This window comes from Pseudomonas sp. MIS38 (assembly GCF_019891575.1).
GTDB lineage: Bacteria > Pseudomonadota > Gammaproteobacteria > Pseudomonadales > Pseudomonadaceae > Aquipseudomonas > Aquipseudomonas putida_A.
Map to the genome: position 1 here is coordinate 63,877 of NZ_JAFLXF010000012.1, position 14,390 is coordinate 78,266.

The 14,390-nt window shown below is 61.1% G+C and carries 11 protein-coding genes; 6 read left to right on the top strand and 5 right to left on the bottom strand.

Annotated elements, in window-relative coordinates:
- Both xseA and J1G18_RS15380 read right to left on the bottom strand, forming a co-directional pair.
- On the bottom strand, positions 1 to 1,380 hold the full coding sequence (xseA, locus tag J1G18_RS15375) for an exodeoxyribonuclease VII large subunit (protein ID WP_223008012.1): 1,380 nt from the start codon (positions 1,378 to 1,380) through the stop codon (positions 1 to 3).
- Positions 1,381 to 1,479: 99 nt separating this feature from the next.
- The gene (locus J1G18_RS15380; RefSeq protein ID WP_223008013.1) at positions 1,480 to 2,409 is read right to left on the bottom strand and encodes a LysR family transcriptional regulator; all 930 of its coding nucleotides are present in this window, start codon (positions 2,407 to 2,409) and stop codon (positions 1,480 to 1,482) included.
- A gap of 100 nt (positions 2,410 to 2,509) precedes the next feature.
- On the opposite strand from J1G18_RS15380, the gene J1G18_RS15385 reads away from it, so the two are divergent.
- The 4 genes from J1G18_RS15385 (at position 2,510) to guaA (ending at position 7,239) form a co-directional block, all read left to right on the top strand.
- Positions 2,510 to 3,283, top strand: coding sequence for a sulfite exporter TauE/SafE family protein (locus tag J1G18_RS15385; protein WP_223008014.1), 774 nt, complete (start codon positions 2,510 to 2,512; stop codon positions 3,281 to 3,283).
- Between the two features lie 144 nt (positions 3,284 to 3,427).
- A complete protein-coding gene (locus J1G18_RS15390) occupies positions 3,428 to 3,976 on the top strand; it encodes a hypothetical protein (protein WP_027612124.1) in 549 nt (182 codons plus the stop codon).
- 116 nt (positions 3,977 to 4,092) lie between these two features.
- Positions 4,093 to 5,562: an IMP dehydrogenase gene (guaB, locus tag J1G18_RS15395; protein WP_027612123.1), complete on the top strand. Its 1,470-nt coding sequence runs from the start codon at positions 4,093 to 4,095 to the stop codon at positions 5,560 to 5,562.
- Between the two features lie 99 nt (positions 5,563 to 5,661).
- Positions 5,662 to 7,239 carry a glutamine-hydrolyzing GMP synthase gene (guaA, locus tag J1G18_RS15400; protein ID WP_027612122.1) on the top strand — a complete coding sequence of 526 codons (1,578 nt, stop codon included), beginning with the start codon at positions 5,662 to 5,664 and terminating at the stop codon, positions 7,237 to 7,239.
- An 82-nt stretch (positions 7,240 to 7,321) separates the two neighbouring features.
- Here guaA and J1G18_RS15405 read toward each other — a convergent pair whose 3' ends face one another.
- On the bottom strand, positions 7,322 to 10,264 hold the full coding sequence (locus tag J1G18_RS15405) for a membrane-targeted effector domain-containing toxin (RefSeq protein ID WP_223008015.1): 2,943 nt from the start codon (positions 10,262 to 10,264) through the stop codon (positions 7,322 to 7,324).
- A 226-nt stretch (positions 10,265 to 10,490) separates the two neighbouring features.
- Between J1G18_RS15405 and J1G18_RS15410 the strand changes: the two genes are divergently transcribed.
- Complete coding sequence (locus tag J1G18_RS15410) at positions 10,491 to 11,867, top strand: multicopper oxidase family protein (RefSeq protein ID WP_095136913.1); 1,377 nt, start codon at positions 10,491 to 10,493, stop codon at positions 11,865 to 11,867.
- Positions 11,867 to 12,364 carry a tRNA adenosine(34) deaminase TadA gene (tadA, locus tag J1G18_RS15415; RefSeq protein ID WP_135296498.1) on the top strand — a complete coding sequence of 166 codons (498 nt, stop codon included), beginning with the start codon at positions 11,867 to 11,869 and terminating at the stop codon, positions 12,362 to 12,364. Before J1G18_RS15410 ends, tadA begins: the two co-directional genes overlap by 1 nt.
- A gap of 126 nt (positions 12,365 to 12,490) precedes the next feature.
- Here the strand turns inward: tadA and cmoB are convergent, their stop codons facing one another.
- Together cmoB and cmoA are read right to left on the bottom strand one after the other, a co-directional pair.
- Positions 12,491 to 13,447: a tRNA 5-methoxyuridine(34)/uridine 5-oxyacetic acid(34) synthase CmoB gene (cmoB, locus tag J1G18_RS15420; RefSeq protein WP_098965457.1), complete on the bottom strand. Its 957-nt coding sequence runs from the start codon at positions 13,445 to 13,447 to the stop codon at positions 12,491 to 12,493.
- Positions 13,444 to 14,151 (bottom strand): carboxy-S-adenosyl-L-methionine synthase CmoA, encoded by a 708-nt coding sequence (gene cmoA, locus J1G18_RS15425; RefSeq protein WP_219737930.1) that lies wholly within the window; start codon positions 14,149 to 14,151, stop codon positions 13,444 to 13,446. The genes cmoB and cmoA overlap by 4 nt, the downstream gene beginning before the upstream one ends.
- Positions 14,152 to 14,390 lie beyond the last annotated feature (239 nt).

The window sequence follows — 14,390 nt, forward strand, 5'->3', positions numbered from 1 at the left end:
TCAGTCCAGTAAAGAAAGGGTGACAGGCGTCAGGTGGTTGTCCTCGACGCGCACTTGCAGTTCGCCTTCGCCCAGTCTGGCCTTCAGGCGTTGGCCGGTGTGGGTCTGCGCGGCGTTGCGAATGGCGTGCCCGCGTTCATCCAGCAGGATGCTGTAGCCACGGCCGAGGGTTGCCAGCGGACTGACCACATGCAGCGTCTGCATCTGGCTGTGCAATTGCAGGCGACGGCTTTTCAGGCCTTCGCGCATGGCTCGCGGCAGGCGTTCGGCGAGGCTGTCGAGGCGCTGGCGCAGCATCGCCAGTTGGCGTCCCGGGTGTTGCCCGGCGAGGCGGGTTTCCAGACGGATCAGGCGCTCGCGGCGGGTATTCAGTTGGCGTTCGAACGCCCGGCGCATGCGCATGTCCAGGTCATCCAGGCGTTGCGCTTGCTGACGCAGGCGTTCGCCGGGGTGGCGCAGACGGCGGGCCATGCCTTCCAGGCGCAGACGATCGCGCATCAGCCGGTCGCGCATGCGCATCACCAGACGCCGGTGCAGGCTTTCCACCTGACGGATCAGGTGGCTCGAATCCGGGGCCAGCAGTTCGGCGGCAGCGGAGGGCGTTGGGGCGCGCACGTCAGCCACGAAGTCACTGATCGACACGTCGGTTTCATGCCCGACGGCGCTGACAATCGGCGTCACGCAGGCATCGACAGCGCGGGCCACGGCTTCTTCATTGAAGCACCAGAGGTCTTCCAGCGAACCACCGCCCCGGGCGAGGATCAGTGCGTCGAAACCACGGGCGTCGGCCAGTTTCAGGGCGCGGACGATTTGCGCGGTGGCTTCACGGCCCTGCACGGCACTCGGGATCAGCGTCAGTTGCACCTGCGGCGCCCGGCGGCGGAACACGCTGATGATGTCGCGAATCACCGCGCCGGTCGGCGAACTGATGATGCCGATGCGTTGCGGATGCGCCGGCAACGGCACTTTGCGTTCGGCACTGAACAGGCCTTCGGCGCTGAGCTTTTCCTTCAGTGCATCGAAGGCCAGGCGCAGCGCGCCGTCACCGGCCGGCTCCACGGTATCGAGAATCAGCTGATAGTCGCCACGGCCTTCGAACAGCGAGACCTTGCCGCGCACCTTCACGGCCAGACCGTCCTTCAGCGCCTGACGCACCCGCGCCGCATTATTGCGGAACAGCGCGCAACGCACCTGCGCACCGCTGTCCTTGAGGGTGAAATACACGTGACCGGACGCCGGGCGGGCGAGGTTGGAGATTTCGCCTTCGACCCAGATGTTGCTGAACACGTCTTCGAGCAACACCCGCGCGCGGCCGTTGAGCTGGCTGACGGTCAGGACTTCACGGTCCAGGCCAAGTCTTGCAAAGGGATCTTTAATCATGGGGCGCAGTTTAAGGGCATTTGCCTGTCGATCACCATGACCCAACACAAAACCCCTTGTGGGAGCGGGCTTGCTCGCGAAAGCGGTGTGGCAGGCACATCAAGTTTCGACTGACACGCCGCTTTCGCGAGCAAGCCCGCTCCCACAGGGTTTTGTGAACATATTGATGAAGTGTTGCACCAGTGACGTGGGGGTTTGCCGATAGGCGAGGGCGACGGTGCTTTGGCAATCGGGATCACTCAGCGGTAAGAATCGTACGCCGTCGGGGGCGATGTCCTGCATTGATTCGGGCAGCAGGGCGATGCCGAATCCAGCCTGAATCAACTGCAACTGCGTAGTTTTGCGCGACATCACCCGCGCCGCTTTGGGAAAAAAGCCCTGACGCATACACAGGTCAGCGCACAAGTAACTGAGCCCGCCACGCTGCGGATGCGGGATCGAGATAAACGGCTCGTCCTTCAGTTGCGCCAATTCGACAGCGGCTGAATCGGCCAGGCGATGATCGTTCGGCACCGCCAGAAGCAAGCGTTCGGTGAACAATGGCACAACCTGAATACCTTCACGCTGACGCAGCACCGGCAGGCGCAACAGGCCAATGTCGAGGCGTCCTTCCGCGAGTTCCTCAAGCTGCGCCTCGGAGGACAGCTTGCCGATGTCCAGCGACACGCCCTGCTGCTGATCGAGATAAGTGCTGATCCGACGTAATAAATGCCCGTTGATCGATACGGTGCTGGAATGACTCAGACGCAGCGTGCCCAGTTGTCCGTTACCGACTTCGGTCGCCATCGTGCTGGCTTTGCTCAGTTCGTTGAGCAGGTTTCTGGCCCGGGGCAGAAACGCCTCACCCGCCGCTGTGAGCCGGGGCTGGCGTGCGGTGCGTTCGAACAGCGCGGTTTGCAGGCGGGTTTCCATGTCCTTGATCTGCCGGCTCAGCGCCGACTGCGCGATGAACAGGCGTTCAGCCGCGGCGCTGAAACTGCCGCATTCGGCGATTTCCACGAAGTAGCGCAGTTGACGGGTTGAAAGCATCAGGTATGCCTTTTCGAGATGAGTGAGTGGCTTTGAACATATTAGTCGCAAGGCTTGGCGCTGGCTAAAGTCATCACAGGCTTATAAAGGAAGCGAACCGATGAGCGTGGCGGGGTTATTGAGCGAGTGGACGTGGGGCGCGGGCGGCTGGGTGGTGATCGGCCTGGGAATCGCGTTGGCCTATATCGTCTTCGGGATTGCCGGGTTCGGTACCGCACTGGTCGCGGGGCCGATTCTGATTCTGTTCATGCCGTTGTCGAAAATCGTGCCGCTGCTGGTGCTGCTGGATTTCGTCGCGGCGTTCGGCAATCTGCTGCCCTCGCGCCGGGATGTGGCGAAGCCTGAGTTGTTACGGCTGCTGCCGTGCATGGCGGTGGGGTGCACGTTGGGGGTGATTTTCCTGCTTAACCTCAAATCCGATCTGTTGTTGCTGTTGATGGGGTTATTCATCAGCACTTATGCGGTTTACAGCCTGTGGGTGAAAACCCGGCCGACGCAGTTGTCTGCCGCATGGGCGCTACCGATGGGCACGGTAGGCGGGCTGTTTGGCGCGCTGTTTGGCAGTGGCGGCTTTCTATATGCGATCTATCTCAACAGCCGCCTGCCCAAGGACGCGGCGCGGGCCACGCAAAGTGCGCTGATCAGTTGCAGCACGGTGGTACGTTTGAGCCTGTTCGCCATCGCCGGGGTGTATGCCGAGCTACCCTTGTTGATGCTGGCGCTGTGTCTGTTGCCGGCCATGGTGCTGGGCCTGTGGATCGGGCGGCGGTTGACGATGCGCTTGTCGCGCGAGGCGTTTGTCCGATTGGTGACCTGGCTGGTGCTGGCGAGCGGGATTGCGTTGATCGGGCGCTACATTATTAGTATGGCGTGAGCACTTGACCGGATTTCGTCAGGGATTAAGCTGCCGGCCTTTAGGGCCCCTTCGCGGGCAAGCCCGCTCCCACATTGGAATGCATATCCCTGTGGTAGCGGGCTTGCCCGCGAAGGCGTCAGAAGCCATACCGCAGGACTTTCCATGAATTCGCAAAGCATCATCGTCCCGAAAATCTCCACCCTGCCGGTCCACGAACCCCGGGCGCGGGCGATCGTGCGCTGGCTGGTGCGCAAGAACATCATCGAAGAACAGTTGACCACTTGCGGCCGCACCGGCAATCGCATGGCCCATGCGATTGCCGACGGCGCGCGTGCGGTGGTGCTGCACCCCGAGGCGCTGCCCTTCGGTGAGCCGATCAACGGCCTGGAGATCATCGTCAAGCGCTGCATCTACACGCCGGCCAAGGGCTTTCTCGAAGAAGCCGGGTGCGCCGAGTGCCGCCGCGAAGTCGGCGAAGCGCTGTTCGAAAGCCTGGAAGACTGGTTTCCAGGCCGCACCGACAACTTCACCTGCCCGGAATGCGGGCATGAAGACGACATCAACGGCTTTCTGTTCTTGCAGGAATGTGCGTTTTCCAACCTCGGCTTCATCTTCAACAACTGGCTGGAAGCCGGGTTCAAGCAGAGCTTTATCGATGAGTTCGCCGATTGGCTCGATCAACCTGTCTCTTGGGTCAAGGTGGAGCTGTAGCAGCGGGGGTCTCCGTATATCAGCAACATTGATATTAAGCTGAGTTTTACATTGAACAGCAGGGGGTGTCTGACTATAATGGCGCGCTTCCATTTTCCCGCTCGGGAGCCCCCGCGATGCTGCGTATCAGCCAAGAAGCTCTGACATTCGACGACATTCTCCTAGTGCCTGGTTATTCCGAGGTGCTTCCTAACGAAGTCAGTCTCAAGACCCGCCTTACCCGTGGCATCGAGCTGAATATTCCTCTGGTTTCTGCCGCCATGGACACCGTTACTGAAGCCCGTCTGGCAATCGCCATGGCTCAGGAAGGTGGTATCGGTATCATCCACAAGAACATGACCATCGAGCAGCAAGCTGCCGAAGTGCGTAAGGTCAAGAAGTTCGAAGCCGGCGTCGTGAAAGATCCGATCACCATCGAGGCTGATGCCACGGTGCGTGACCTGTTCGAACTGACCCGCATGCACAACATTTCCGGCGTTCCGGTGCTGCACGATGGCGACCTGGTCGGCATCGTCACCTCCCGTGACGTCCGCTTCGAAACCCGTCTGGAAGCCACCGTACGTGAAGTGATGACGCCTAAAGAGCGTCTGGTCACCGTGCGTGAAGGCGCCGACAAGAACGAAGTCCGCGAGTTGCTGCACAAGCACCGCCTGGAAAAAGTCCTGATCGTCGACGACAAGTTTGCCCTCAAAGGCATGATGACCGTCAAAGACATCGAAAAAGCCAAAGCCTACCCGCTGGCCAGCAAGGACGATCAAGGTCGTCTGCGCGTTGGCGCTGCCGTCGGTACCGGTAAAGACACCGGTGACCGCGTTGCCGCGCTGGTCAACGCCGGTGTGGACGTGGTGGTGGTCGACACCGCACACGGTCACTCCAAGGGTGTGATCGACCGCGTTCGCTGGGTCAAAGAGAATTTCCCTGAAGTGCAGGTGATCGGCGGCAACATCGCCACCGGCGCAGCCGCCAAGGCCCTGGCCGAAGCGGGTGCCGATGCGGTCAAGGTCGGTATCGGCCCTGGCTCGATCTGCACCACCCGTATCGTCGCCGGTGTCGGCGTGCCGCAAATCAGTGCCATCGCCAACGTCGCCGCTGCCCTTGAAGGCACTGGCGTACCGTTGATCGCCGACGGCGGCATCCGGTTCTCCGGTGACCTGTCCAAGGCCATCGTCGCTGGGGCGTCCTGCGTGATGATGGGTTCGATGTTCGCCGGTACTGAAGAAGCGCCGGGCGAGATCGAACTGTTCCAGGGCCGTTCGTACAAGGCTTATCGCGGTATGGGTTCGCTGGGCGCCATGTCTCAAGCGCAAGGTTCTTCCGACCGTTACTTCCAGGACTCCTCGGCAGGCGCCGAGAAACTGGTTCCGGAAGGGATCGAAGGCCGTGTGCCGTACAAAGGCACCCTGACGGCGATCATCCACCAGTTGATGGGCGGTCTGCGTTCCTCGATGGGTTACACCGGCAGCGCCAACATCGAAGAAATGCGCACCAAGCCTGAGTTCGTGCGGATCACCGGTGCCGGTATGGCCGAATCCCACGTTCACGACGTGCAGATCACCAAAGAAGCGCCAAACTACCGCGTAGGTTGATGCTTCAAGCAAATCGTTAAGCAACCGGGGCTGTTTTATTCAGCCCCGAGTTGTTTCTGAATCACGACTGTTTCTGAATTACTTAGACGAGACTGAATCATGGCCCTCGACATTCACGCTCACCGCATCCTGATCCTCGACTTCGGTTCGCAATACACCCAACTGATTGCCCGCCGCGTGCGCGAGATCGGTGTGTATTGCGAGCTGCACCCGTTCGACATGGACGAAGAGGCGATCCGCGAATTCGCACCTAAAGGCGTCATCCTCGCCGGCGGCCCCGAGTCCGTGCACGAAGCCAACAGCCCGCGCTGCCCACAGGCAGTCTTCGATCTGGGCGTGCCGGTCTTCGGTATCTGCTACGGCATGCAGACCATGGCCGAGCAACTGGGCGGCAAGGTTGAAGGTTCCGAGCTGCGTGAGTTCGGTTACGCCCGCGTTGACGTAGTCGGCAAGAGCCGCTTGCTCGACGGCATCGAGGACCACATCGACGCCGACGGCCTGTTCGGTCTCGACGTGTGGATGAGCCACGGTGACAAGGTCACCAAGATGCCGGAAGACTTCCACATCCTCGCCAGCACCCCAAGCTGCCCGATCGCCGGCATGTTCAACGACGAGCGCGCTTACTACGGCGTGCAGTTCCACCCGGAAGTGACCCACACCAAGCAGGGCGGTCGCATCCTCTCGCGCTTCGTGCTCGACATCTGCGGCTGTGAAGCCCTGTGGACTCCGTCGAAGATCGCTGAAGACGCCATCGCCAACATCCGCGCACAGGTCGGCACCGACAACGTGCTGCTGGGTCTGTCCGGCGGCGTTGACTCCTCGGTGGTTGCGGCGCTGCTGCACAAGGCCATCGGCGACCAGTTGACCTGCGTGTTCGTCGACAACGGCCTGTTGCGTCTGCACGAAGGCGAGCAAGTGATGGCCATGTTCGCCGAGAACATGGGCGTCAAGGTGATCCGCGCCAACGCGGAAGACCAGTTCCTGAACAACCTGGCCGGCGAAGCCGACCCGGAGAAGAAGCGCAAGATCATCGGCCGTACCTTCATCGACGTGTTCGATGCCGAATCCTGCAAGCTGGACAACATCAAGTACCTGGCGCAAGGCACCATCTACCCGGACGTGATCGAGTCGGCTGGCGCGAAAAGCGGCAAGGCCCACGTGATCAAGTCGCACCACAACGTGGGCGGCCTGCCGGAAGAAATGAACCTGAAACTGGTCGAGCCACTGCGCGAACTGTTCAAGGACGAAGTCCGTCGTCTGGGTCTGGAACTGGGCCTGCCGTACGACATGGTCTACCGTCACCCGTTCCCGGGCCCGGGTCTGGGCGTGCGTATCCTCGGTGAAGTGAAGAAGGAATACGCCGACCTGCTGCGTCGCGCCGACCACATCTTCATCGAAGAACTGCGCAAAGCCGACTGGTACCACAAAGTCAGCCAGGCATTCGTGGTGTTCCAGCCAGTGAAATCGGTTGGCGTGGTCGGCGACGGCCGTCGTTACGCCTGGGTCGTGGCCCTGCGTGCCGTGGAAACCATCGACTTCATGACCGCACGTTGGGCACACCTGCCTTACGAACTGCTGGAAACCGTCTCCGGCCGCATCATCAATGAAATCGAAGGTATTTCGCGCGTCACTTACGACGTGTCGAGCAAGCCGCCGGCGACCATTGAGTGGGAGTGATCCCGCGCAAGCCGTAAAGGCTTGATCGCCGCAACCGAAAAGCCGTGTGAAATCCGTTTCACACGGCTTTTCTGTTTTTGCGTTACAGCGGTTTTGACCAGCCACCCAGTTGCATGCCCATGTCATCCAGAGCTTGCAGCAGGGCTTTCATGCTCGGGTAGCGTTTACCGCTCACCGAAGTCCAGCCGGGGCGTTCGATGTAGAAGTGCTTGCCGTCTGTGTCGATGACGGTCCGTACCAGTTCTCGGGTGCGGCTGCGATGGACGATGAATGTCAGGTTGGGTTGCTGCTTCAGGGAGTACATGCCGTAGCGAGGCAGCAGGGTTTCGAATTCGGTCATGGTGTGCGCGGTCCAGGGTGTTTCGATTTGCAGGCGCAAGTCGCCTCTGACCAGCGCGGAACGATCGTGCGCCGTACCGCCCAAGGGCAGGATTCTCCCGGGATCGACTTCAATGCCCCGTGAAGTCCCTTCGGCGACATCCTCGACGCGAATGCCGATTGCCTCTTCCAGTTCGCTGACGCCGGCAACCCCATCAAAAGTGTTGGAGTGAGAGTTGCCCATCAGCGCCACCCATTTGTGCGCGCCGCGTGCGGACTGATCGGCACGGATCATCAGACGCGCGAAGTAATTCATCATTTTCTGCCGCGCGGTGTTGTTGCCCAATGGCAAGTCCATGCCGTTGAGTCGGTAACTCGCCATGCAATCGATGGCTTGTACATGGATCCCCTGCTTTCTGGCTTCCTTGACCAGTTCCAGGAACGTGTAGCGCTCCAGCGGATCGGTCATGTTGCCGACGTCGAGTGCCTTGAGATAGGCCTCGAGTTTTTGCGGCATGTTGCCGGTGCGGAAGAACTCATCAAGCGCGGCTTGATGGAAATCGGTCAGCAGGTGCTCCATGTACAGGCTCTTCACCTGTTTGCTGGCGAGCAATTGCATGTTCTCGATCAGCCATTGCTTGCTGCCGATGGCCGTGTGGCTCTCGCCGATGACCAGGCCCCGGGCATGTTCGAGGATTTTCTCGATGATTTCTTCGGCGGTCGCGTCTGCCGCCAGGGCGGGCACCGGAGGACGAACGGGCAGGCGCAGCGTGCTGAAAAAATCCAGTGCATCGTGATACAGGCGTTTGCGGATGACCTTGAAGTCGCGGTAGGCATCGAACTCGTTCAGGCTGTCGTAGAAATCGCGCAAGGCCTCGTCATTCAGCCCGGCCGCGCCTTCCTCCAGATGCGCCTTGAGCGGTGCGGGTACGTCGTATTGCGAGGCGGGCAGGGCGGTCAGCGGGCTGCGGCTGCTTGATCCGGCCAGTGCCGAAGGTTTGCCACCGCCGGCGAGTCCTGCGCGGGGCATGGCTTCCCATTCACCCTCAGGGTTCAGGCGTACCGGGATCGAGCGAGTAAAACCGTGGGGGTGCTCAGGATCGATGACCGCCCAGTGTCCGCTGCCGTTGATGTCGGCTTCGTAGCGGACGTAATAGGCGGTGTCGTCCATCAGGATGGCGGTCGAGGGGTTCGAATCGAGCAGATAAATGCCCTGGAATTTTCCGGGCTCGCTCACCGGCGTAATGCCATCGAGCAACTCATTGGCTTGCCAGCTCGGCGGAATGACCGGTCGCGGGGTGTCTTCAATCAGGGGGGTGGCAATCGGCGGCTGAGGCCCACCCATCGGCGTCCCGACTTTATCGGTCAGGTCGCTCATCTCCGCCGCTTCGGCGGCATCCACCTCGGGTCCGACCTCGGCCAATGATCCCGGGCCCTTGAGTGCCAGCAGATTGAACAGCATGTCGATGCCGCTGAGCACCGCACCGACAATCCCGGCCTTGCGCTCGGCGGCGGTTTTGCCATTGACCGCCTGATCGATGTTCAGCCCCATGTTGGCAATGCTGGCGCCGATCACCGGCAATGCGACTGGCCAGCCGACCACCGCCATTGGCCCGAAAACCTTGACCCCGGCGCTGAGGTAGCCGATCCACAGCTTCTTGCGCAGGTCACCGTTGGAGGTCAGGGACAGGCTGGCTTCGGCAAACATCGCCGTGCGGGTCGAGTCACTCAGCCAGGTGAAGGCGTCGCCACTGACCGCGCGGTTGTCCTGATTGATCATCGAGTGATCGTAGCGGCCCCACGTAGCCACCAGGCGATTCATCAGGTCACCAAGATTAGCGTTGATCTGCTGCCGGTCGGCCAGCGAGAAATGCGCAAGGAATGTCTCGCGCGCCGCAGGTGTGTTCATCCGCTGCAGGATCCAGAAGTGCAGGTCGGTGGCGCTTTCCAGTACATGGAATGCATCGCTGTTGCCGGGCAGGTAGAGGATCTGCCGACCCTGGGGCATGACGAAACGCAGGACGTTGGTAGCGGCGTAACCGGCAATGTCCAGCGTGCGCACACTGTCCGGGCAAGGGTGGCTGGTCTGCAGCATTGGCAGGCTGACTGGCCACGTCAGCGGGCCGATCGCCGCTTGCGTGACGAACTGGAAATCCTCGCCACTCAGCTGACGTTTGTCCCGCGCCTGTAGCGCTTTGATCAGGAAGTTGCACTTGGCCAGGGTACGAAAGTCGCTGCCGCTGGTGTTCCAGAATGCGTTCAGTTGAGCGTCGTACAGCGCGCTGAAGTCGATGCTCCAGAAGTCCTTGAGCACATCGTTGCTATGCAGGCGCACTTCATTGCGTTCATCGAAGGTACGGGCGTCGGGACCGGCAGTATAGAAACCGCCATAGACATCGAGCAGGTCGGCGTTGTCCTGATCGGCGACGCGAAAGCGGTGAATCACCAACTGGGTCAGGGTCATGCTTGACGTGGGCGTGGCGTGCACGTGCTCCCAGCCGGTGAAGGCATTCGAACTGCTTTGCGAGGCGTCGAAGCGGTGGAAATACACCTGATCCGGGTCGAGGCCGTGGACCTGGTATTTGATCAACAAGTCGCTGGCGACCTGTCGAGCAGCGTCCTGCAGGCTCGGGCAGGTCTGGATGACGGTGGCGGCAATCGCCTTGAGCGCGGCCTTGTCGGCGGCGTTGGGCATCGGGTTGGGCATGTGTTTGGGCTCTCTGTCCTTGAGTAACGGGTGGCACAGGATGGCGCGGCTGTTCGATGCATGTGCACTACATAGTTATGTCACCTGAGCAGTTGAAATCGTGTACGCGCGAGGCGCAACTGCGTCCATCCGCCGCGCTGCCCTTACTGTTTCGCAATTGCAGGTGTATCGTATTTGCCTTTTGCGGGCCCGGTGCCCGACGCAGATACGTGAGGTAGTTGAGTTCATGTCCTTTACCCGTCGCCAAATCCTCGGTGGCCTGGCCGGTCTTGTTGTCGTTGGTGTCGGAGCGGGAGGCGCGTCGCGCTACTGGCTGGGCAAGATGGCCGATGCTGACGCGGGCCACGACTACGAGCTGATCGCGGCGCCACTGGACGTTGAATTGGTGCCAGGGCACAAGACCGAGGCCTGGGCGTTCGGCCCGTCGGCGCCGGGCACTGAATTGCGCGTGCGTCAGGGCGAGTGGCTGCGGGTGCGTTTCATCAACCACCTGCCGGTGGCGACCACCATTCACTGGCACGGCATCCGTTTGCCGCTGGAGATGGACGGTGTGCCGTACGTCTCGCAATTGCCGGTGCTGCCCGGTGAATACTTCGATTACAAATTCCGCGTGCCGGACGCGGGCAGCTACTGGTATCACCCGCACGTCAGCAGCAGCGAAGAGCTGGGGCGCGGGCTGGTCGGGCCGTTGATTGTCGAAGAGCGCGAGCCGACCGGTTTCAAGTACGAAAAGACCCTGAGTCTGAAGAACTGGCACATCGACGAGCAAGGCAATTTCGTCGAGTTCAGCATCCCCCGTGAAGCGGCGCGTGGCGGTACGGCGGGGCGCTTGTCGACCATCAACGGTGTGCCAACGCCGGTGATCGAGTTACCGGCGGGGCAGATCACCCGGGTGCGTTTGCTCAACCTCGACAACACCCTGACCTATCGCATCAACATCCCCGGCGTCGAAGCGCAGATCTATGCGCTGGACGGCAACCCGATCGAGCCGCGGCCGCTGGGCAAGGAATACTGGCTCGGCCCCGGCATGCGCATTTGCCTGGCGATCAAGGCGCCGCCGGCCGGTGAAGAGTTGTCGCTGCGCAACGGCCCGGTGCGACTGGGAACCTTGCGCTCGGTGGCCAATAACGATGCGCCAACCGAGTGGCCGAAAGCCTTGCCCGCCAACCCGGTGGCCGAGCCGGATCTGGCGAATGCCGAGAAACTCAACTTCAATTTCGAATGGGTCGGTTCGGTGTCGGTGAATGTCGACAACGGCAAGCCACCGAGCCTGTGGCAGATCAACGGCAAGGCCTGGGACATCACGGACAAGACCTGCGCCGATCGGCCGATTGCCAGCCTGAAACTGGGCCAGAGCTACATCTTCGAACTGAAGAACATGACTCAGTATCAGCACCCGATTCACCTGCACGGCATGAGCTTCAAGGTGATTGCGTCGAACCGGCACAAGATCACGCCGTACTTCACCGACACCTATCTGCTGGGCAAGAACGAGCGTGCGCAAGTGGCGCTGGTGGCGGATAACCCGGGGGTATGGATGTTCCATTGCCACGTGATCGACCACATGGAAACCGGCCTGATGGCCGCCATCGAGGTGAAGTGATGCGCCAGATTCGCCCCGCCGCGATCATCGACCGCAGCCGTGACCGCGATTTCATGCGTGAAGCGCTGGAGCTTGCTGCCCAAGGCGCAGCCCTCGGCGAAGTGCCGGTGGGCGCGGTGCTGGTGCAGGACGGTGAAATCATCGGGCGTGGCTACAACTGCCCGATCACCACCAGCGACCCGAGTGCCCACGCGGAAATGGTCGCGATCCGCGCTGCTGCGCAAGCTGTCAGCAACTATCGCCTGCCCGGCAGCACGCTGTACGTGACGCTGGAACCGTGCAGCATGTGCGCCGGGCTGATCGTGCATTCACGCATTGCCCGGGTGGTGTATGGCGCGCTGGAGCCGAAGGCCGGGGTTGTGCAGAGTCAGGGACAGTTCTTTACCCAGGGCTTTTTGAATCACCGGGTGTTGTATGAGGGTGGGGTGCTGGCCGAAGAATGTGGAGCAGTGCTGACCGAATTCTTCAGAGCCCGTCGCGCAAAACCATCTGAATAAACACAACCCCCAACTGTAGGAGTGAGCCTGCTCGCGATAGCGGTCTGACATTCAACATTGCTTTGACTGTCAGACCGCTATCGCGAGCAGGCTCACTCCTACAAGGTTATGCGGTGTTTGAGAGGGTTACTTACGGGCCACAATCACCGCGCGCATCGGCGCTGGCAGCCCTTCGATGGTCTTGCTGTGATCCTCGGGATCAAGGAAGTCGCTCAACGATTGATACTTCATCCACTCGGTACCGCGTTGTTCTTCAACGGTGGTGGTGCTGACGTCCACGCATTTCACATCGGTGAAGCCTGCCCGACGCAGCCACAATTCCAGCGCCGGTACCGACGGCAGGAACCACACGTTGCGCATCTGCGCGTAGCGATCTTCCGGCACCAGCACTTGATGCTTGTCGCCTTCAACCACCAGCGTTTCCAGCACCAGCTCGCCGCCCTTGACCAGGCAATCCTTCAGCGCCAGCAAATGCTCGATCGGCGAACGTCGGTGGTAGAACACACCCATCGAAAACACTGTGTCGAAGCCTTCAAGGTTCGGCGGCAGGTCTTCGAACGGGAACGGCAGGTGCCAGGCATTCGGCTCGGACAGATAACGCTGCACGGCCTGGAACTGGCAGAAGAACAGCCAGTTCGGATCGACGCCGATCACGCTGTCGGCACCGGCGCCGAGCATGCGCCACATGTAATAGCCGTTGCCGCAACCGACGTCGAGGATGCGTTTGCCCTTCAGGTCCAGATGCGGGGCGACCCGCGACCACTTCCAGTCCGAGCGCCATTCGGTGTCGACGTGTACGCCGAACAGGTCGAACGGCCCCTTGCGCCACGGCGAAAGGCCCATCAGCGCGGTGCGCATTTGTGCGCGGGTTTCGTCGTCGCAGTCGGTGTCGAGTTTCAGGCCGTTGAGCAGATCGACTTCAGTCGGCTCAAGTTTCGGCAACGCGTCCAGCGCGCTCTGCCAGCGCTCCAGATCGCCGTGACCTTTCTCCATTTTCTTGTCGAGTTGCCCTTGCAGGGTGTTGGCCCAGTCGGCCAGCGGGCTACCGGCCAGACGGCGGGCGAGGGGGGACAGATCAATCATGGCAAGGCAATCAACGAGGCAAAGTTAAGACACTGGAACCACGGCACGACTTTCGAGAACCCGGCGGCCAGCAGGCGTTCGCGGTGTTCTTCGAGGCTGTCGGGCTTCATGACGTTTTCGATGGCGCTACGCTTCTGGGCAATTTCCAGTTCGCTGTAGCCGTTGGCGCGTTTGAACGCGACGTGCAGATCGGTGAGCAGCGCGTGTTCTTCGGCATCGTTGAAGCGCAGCTTCTCCGAGAGAATCAGCGCGCCGCCGGGCAGCAGCGACTGGCGAATACGCGAGAGCAACGCGGTGCGCTGCTCCGGGGCGATGAATTGCAGGGTGAAGTTCAGTGCCACCACCGAGGCCGGTTTGAACTCGAGCGCGAGAATGTCGCCTTCGATCACTTCGACCGGTAACAACTCCTGGAACATCGAATCCTGACCGTTGAGGTACTCGCGGCAGCGTTCGACCATCGCCGCCGAGTTATCCACCGCGATCACCCGGCAACCGTCGGTGCGCACGTGACGGCGCAAGGCTTGAGTCACGGCGCCGAGCGAAGCACCGAGGTCGTACAGAACGCTGTTCGGTTGGGCAAATTGCGCCGCGAGTACGCCGAGGTTTTCGACAATGGTCGGGTAACCCGGGACCGAGCGCTTGATCATGTCCGGGAACACCCGCACCACGTCCTCGTTGAAGGCGAAGTCAGGCACCTGGGCCATCGGCTGGGCGAAAATGCGATCGGGTTCTTTGCTCACGGCGGTTCCGGCGGTGTTGATGAAAAGGCCGGCATTTTAGCCAAAGTGGCGTCGGGATGCTTGGGTTGTCCGACGTGGCGAGGGGATTTATCCCCGATGGGCTGCGAAGCAGCCCCAAGATCTGTGCCCGCGGTCTGTCTGACATACCTGATTGACCGGTTTCAGGGCCGCTGCGCAGCCCATCGGGGATGAATCCCCTCACT

Bases quoted from the DNA above. Each gene is read 5' to 3' on its own strand.
- J1G18_RS15410 (WP_095136913.1), top strand. From the start codon at position 10,491: ATGTCCTTTACCCGTCGCCAAATCCTCGGTGGCCTGGCCGGTCTTGTT.
- cmoB (WP_098965457.1), bottom strand. From the start codon at position 13,447: ATGATTGATCTGTCCCCCCTCGCCCGCCGTCTGGCCGGTAGCCCGCTG.
- xseA (WP_223008012.1), bottom strand. From the start codon at position 1,380: ATGATTAAAGATCCCTTTGCAAGACTTGGCCTGGACCGTGAAGTCCTG.
- tadA (WP_135296498.1), top strand. From the start codon at position 11,867: ATGCGCCAGATTCGCCCCGCCGCGATCATCGACCGCAGCCGTGACCGC.
- J1G18_RS15390 (WP_027612124.1), top strand. From the start codon at position 3,428: ATGAATTCGCAAAGCATCATCGTCCCGAAAATCTCCACCCTGCCGGTC.
- guaA (WP_027612122.1), top strand. From the start codon at position 5,662: ATGGCCCTCGACATTCACGCTCACCGCATCCTGATCCTCGACTTCGGT.
- guaB (WP_027612123.1), top strand. From the start codon at position 4,093: ATGCTGCGTATCAGCCAAGAAGCTCTGACATTCGACGACATTCTCCTA.
- cmoA (WP_219737930.1), bottom strand. From the start codon at position 14,151: ATGGCCCAGGTGCCTGACTTCGCCTTCAACGAGGACGTGGTGCGGGTG.
- J1G18_RS15405 (WP_223008015.1), bottom strand. From the start codon at position 10,264: ATGCCCAACCCGATGCCCAACGCCGCCGACAAGGCCGCGCTCAAGGCG.
- J1G18_RS15380 (WP_223008013.1), bottom strand. From the start codon at position 2,409: ATGCTTTCAACCCGTCAACTGCGCTACTTCGTGGAAATCGCCGAATGC.
- J1G18_RS15385 (WP_223008014.1), top strand. From the start codon at position 2,510: ATGAGCGTGGCGGGGTTATTGAGCGAGTGGACGTGGGGCGCGGGCGGC.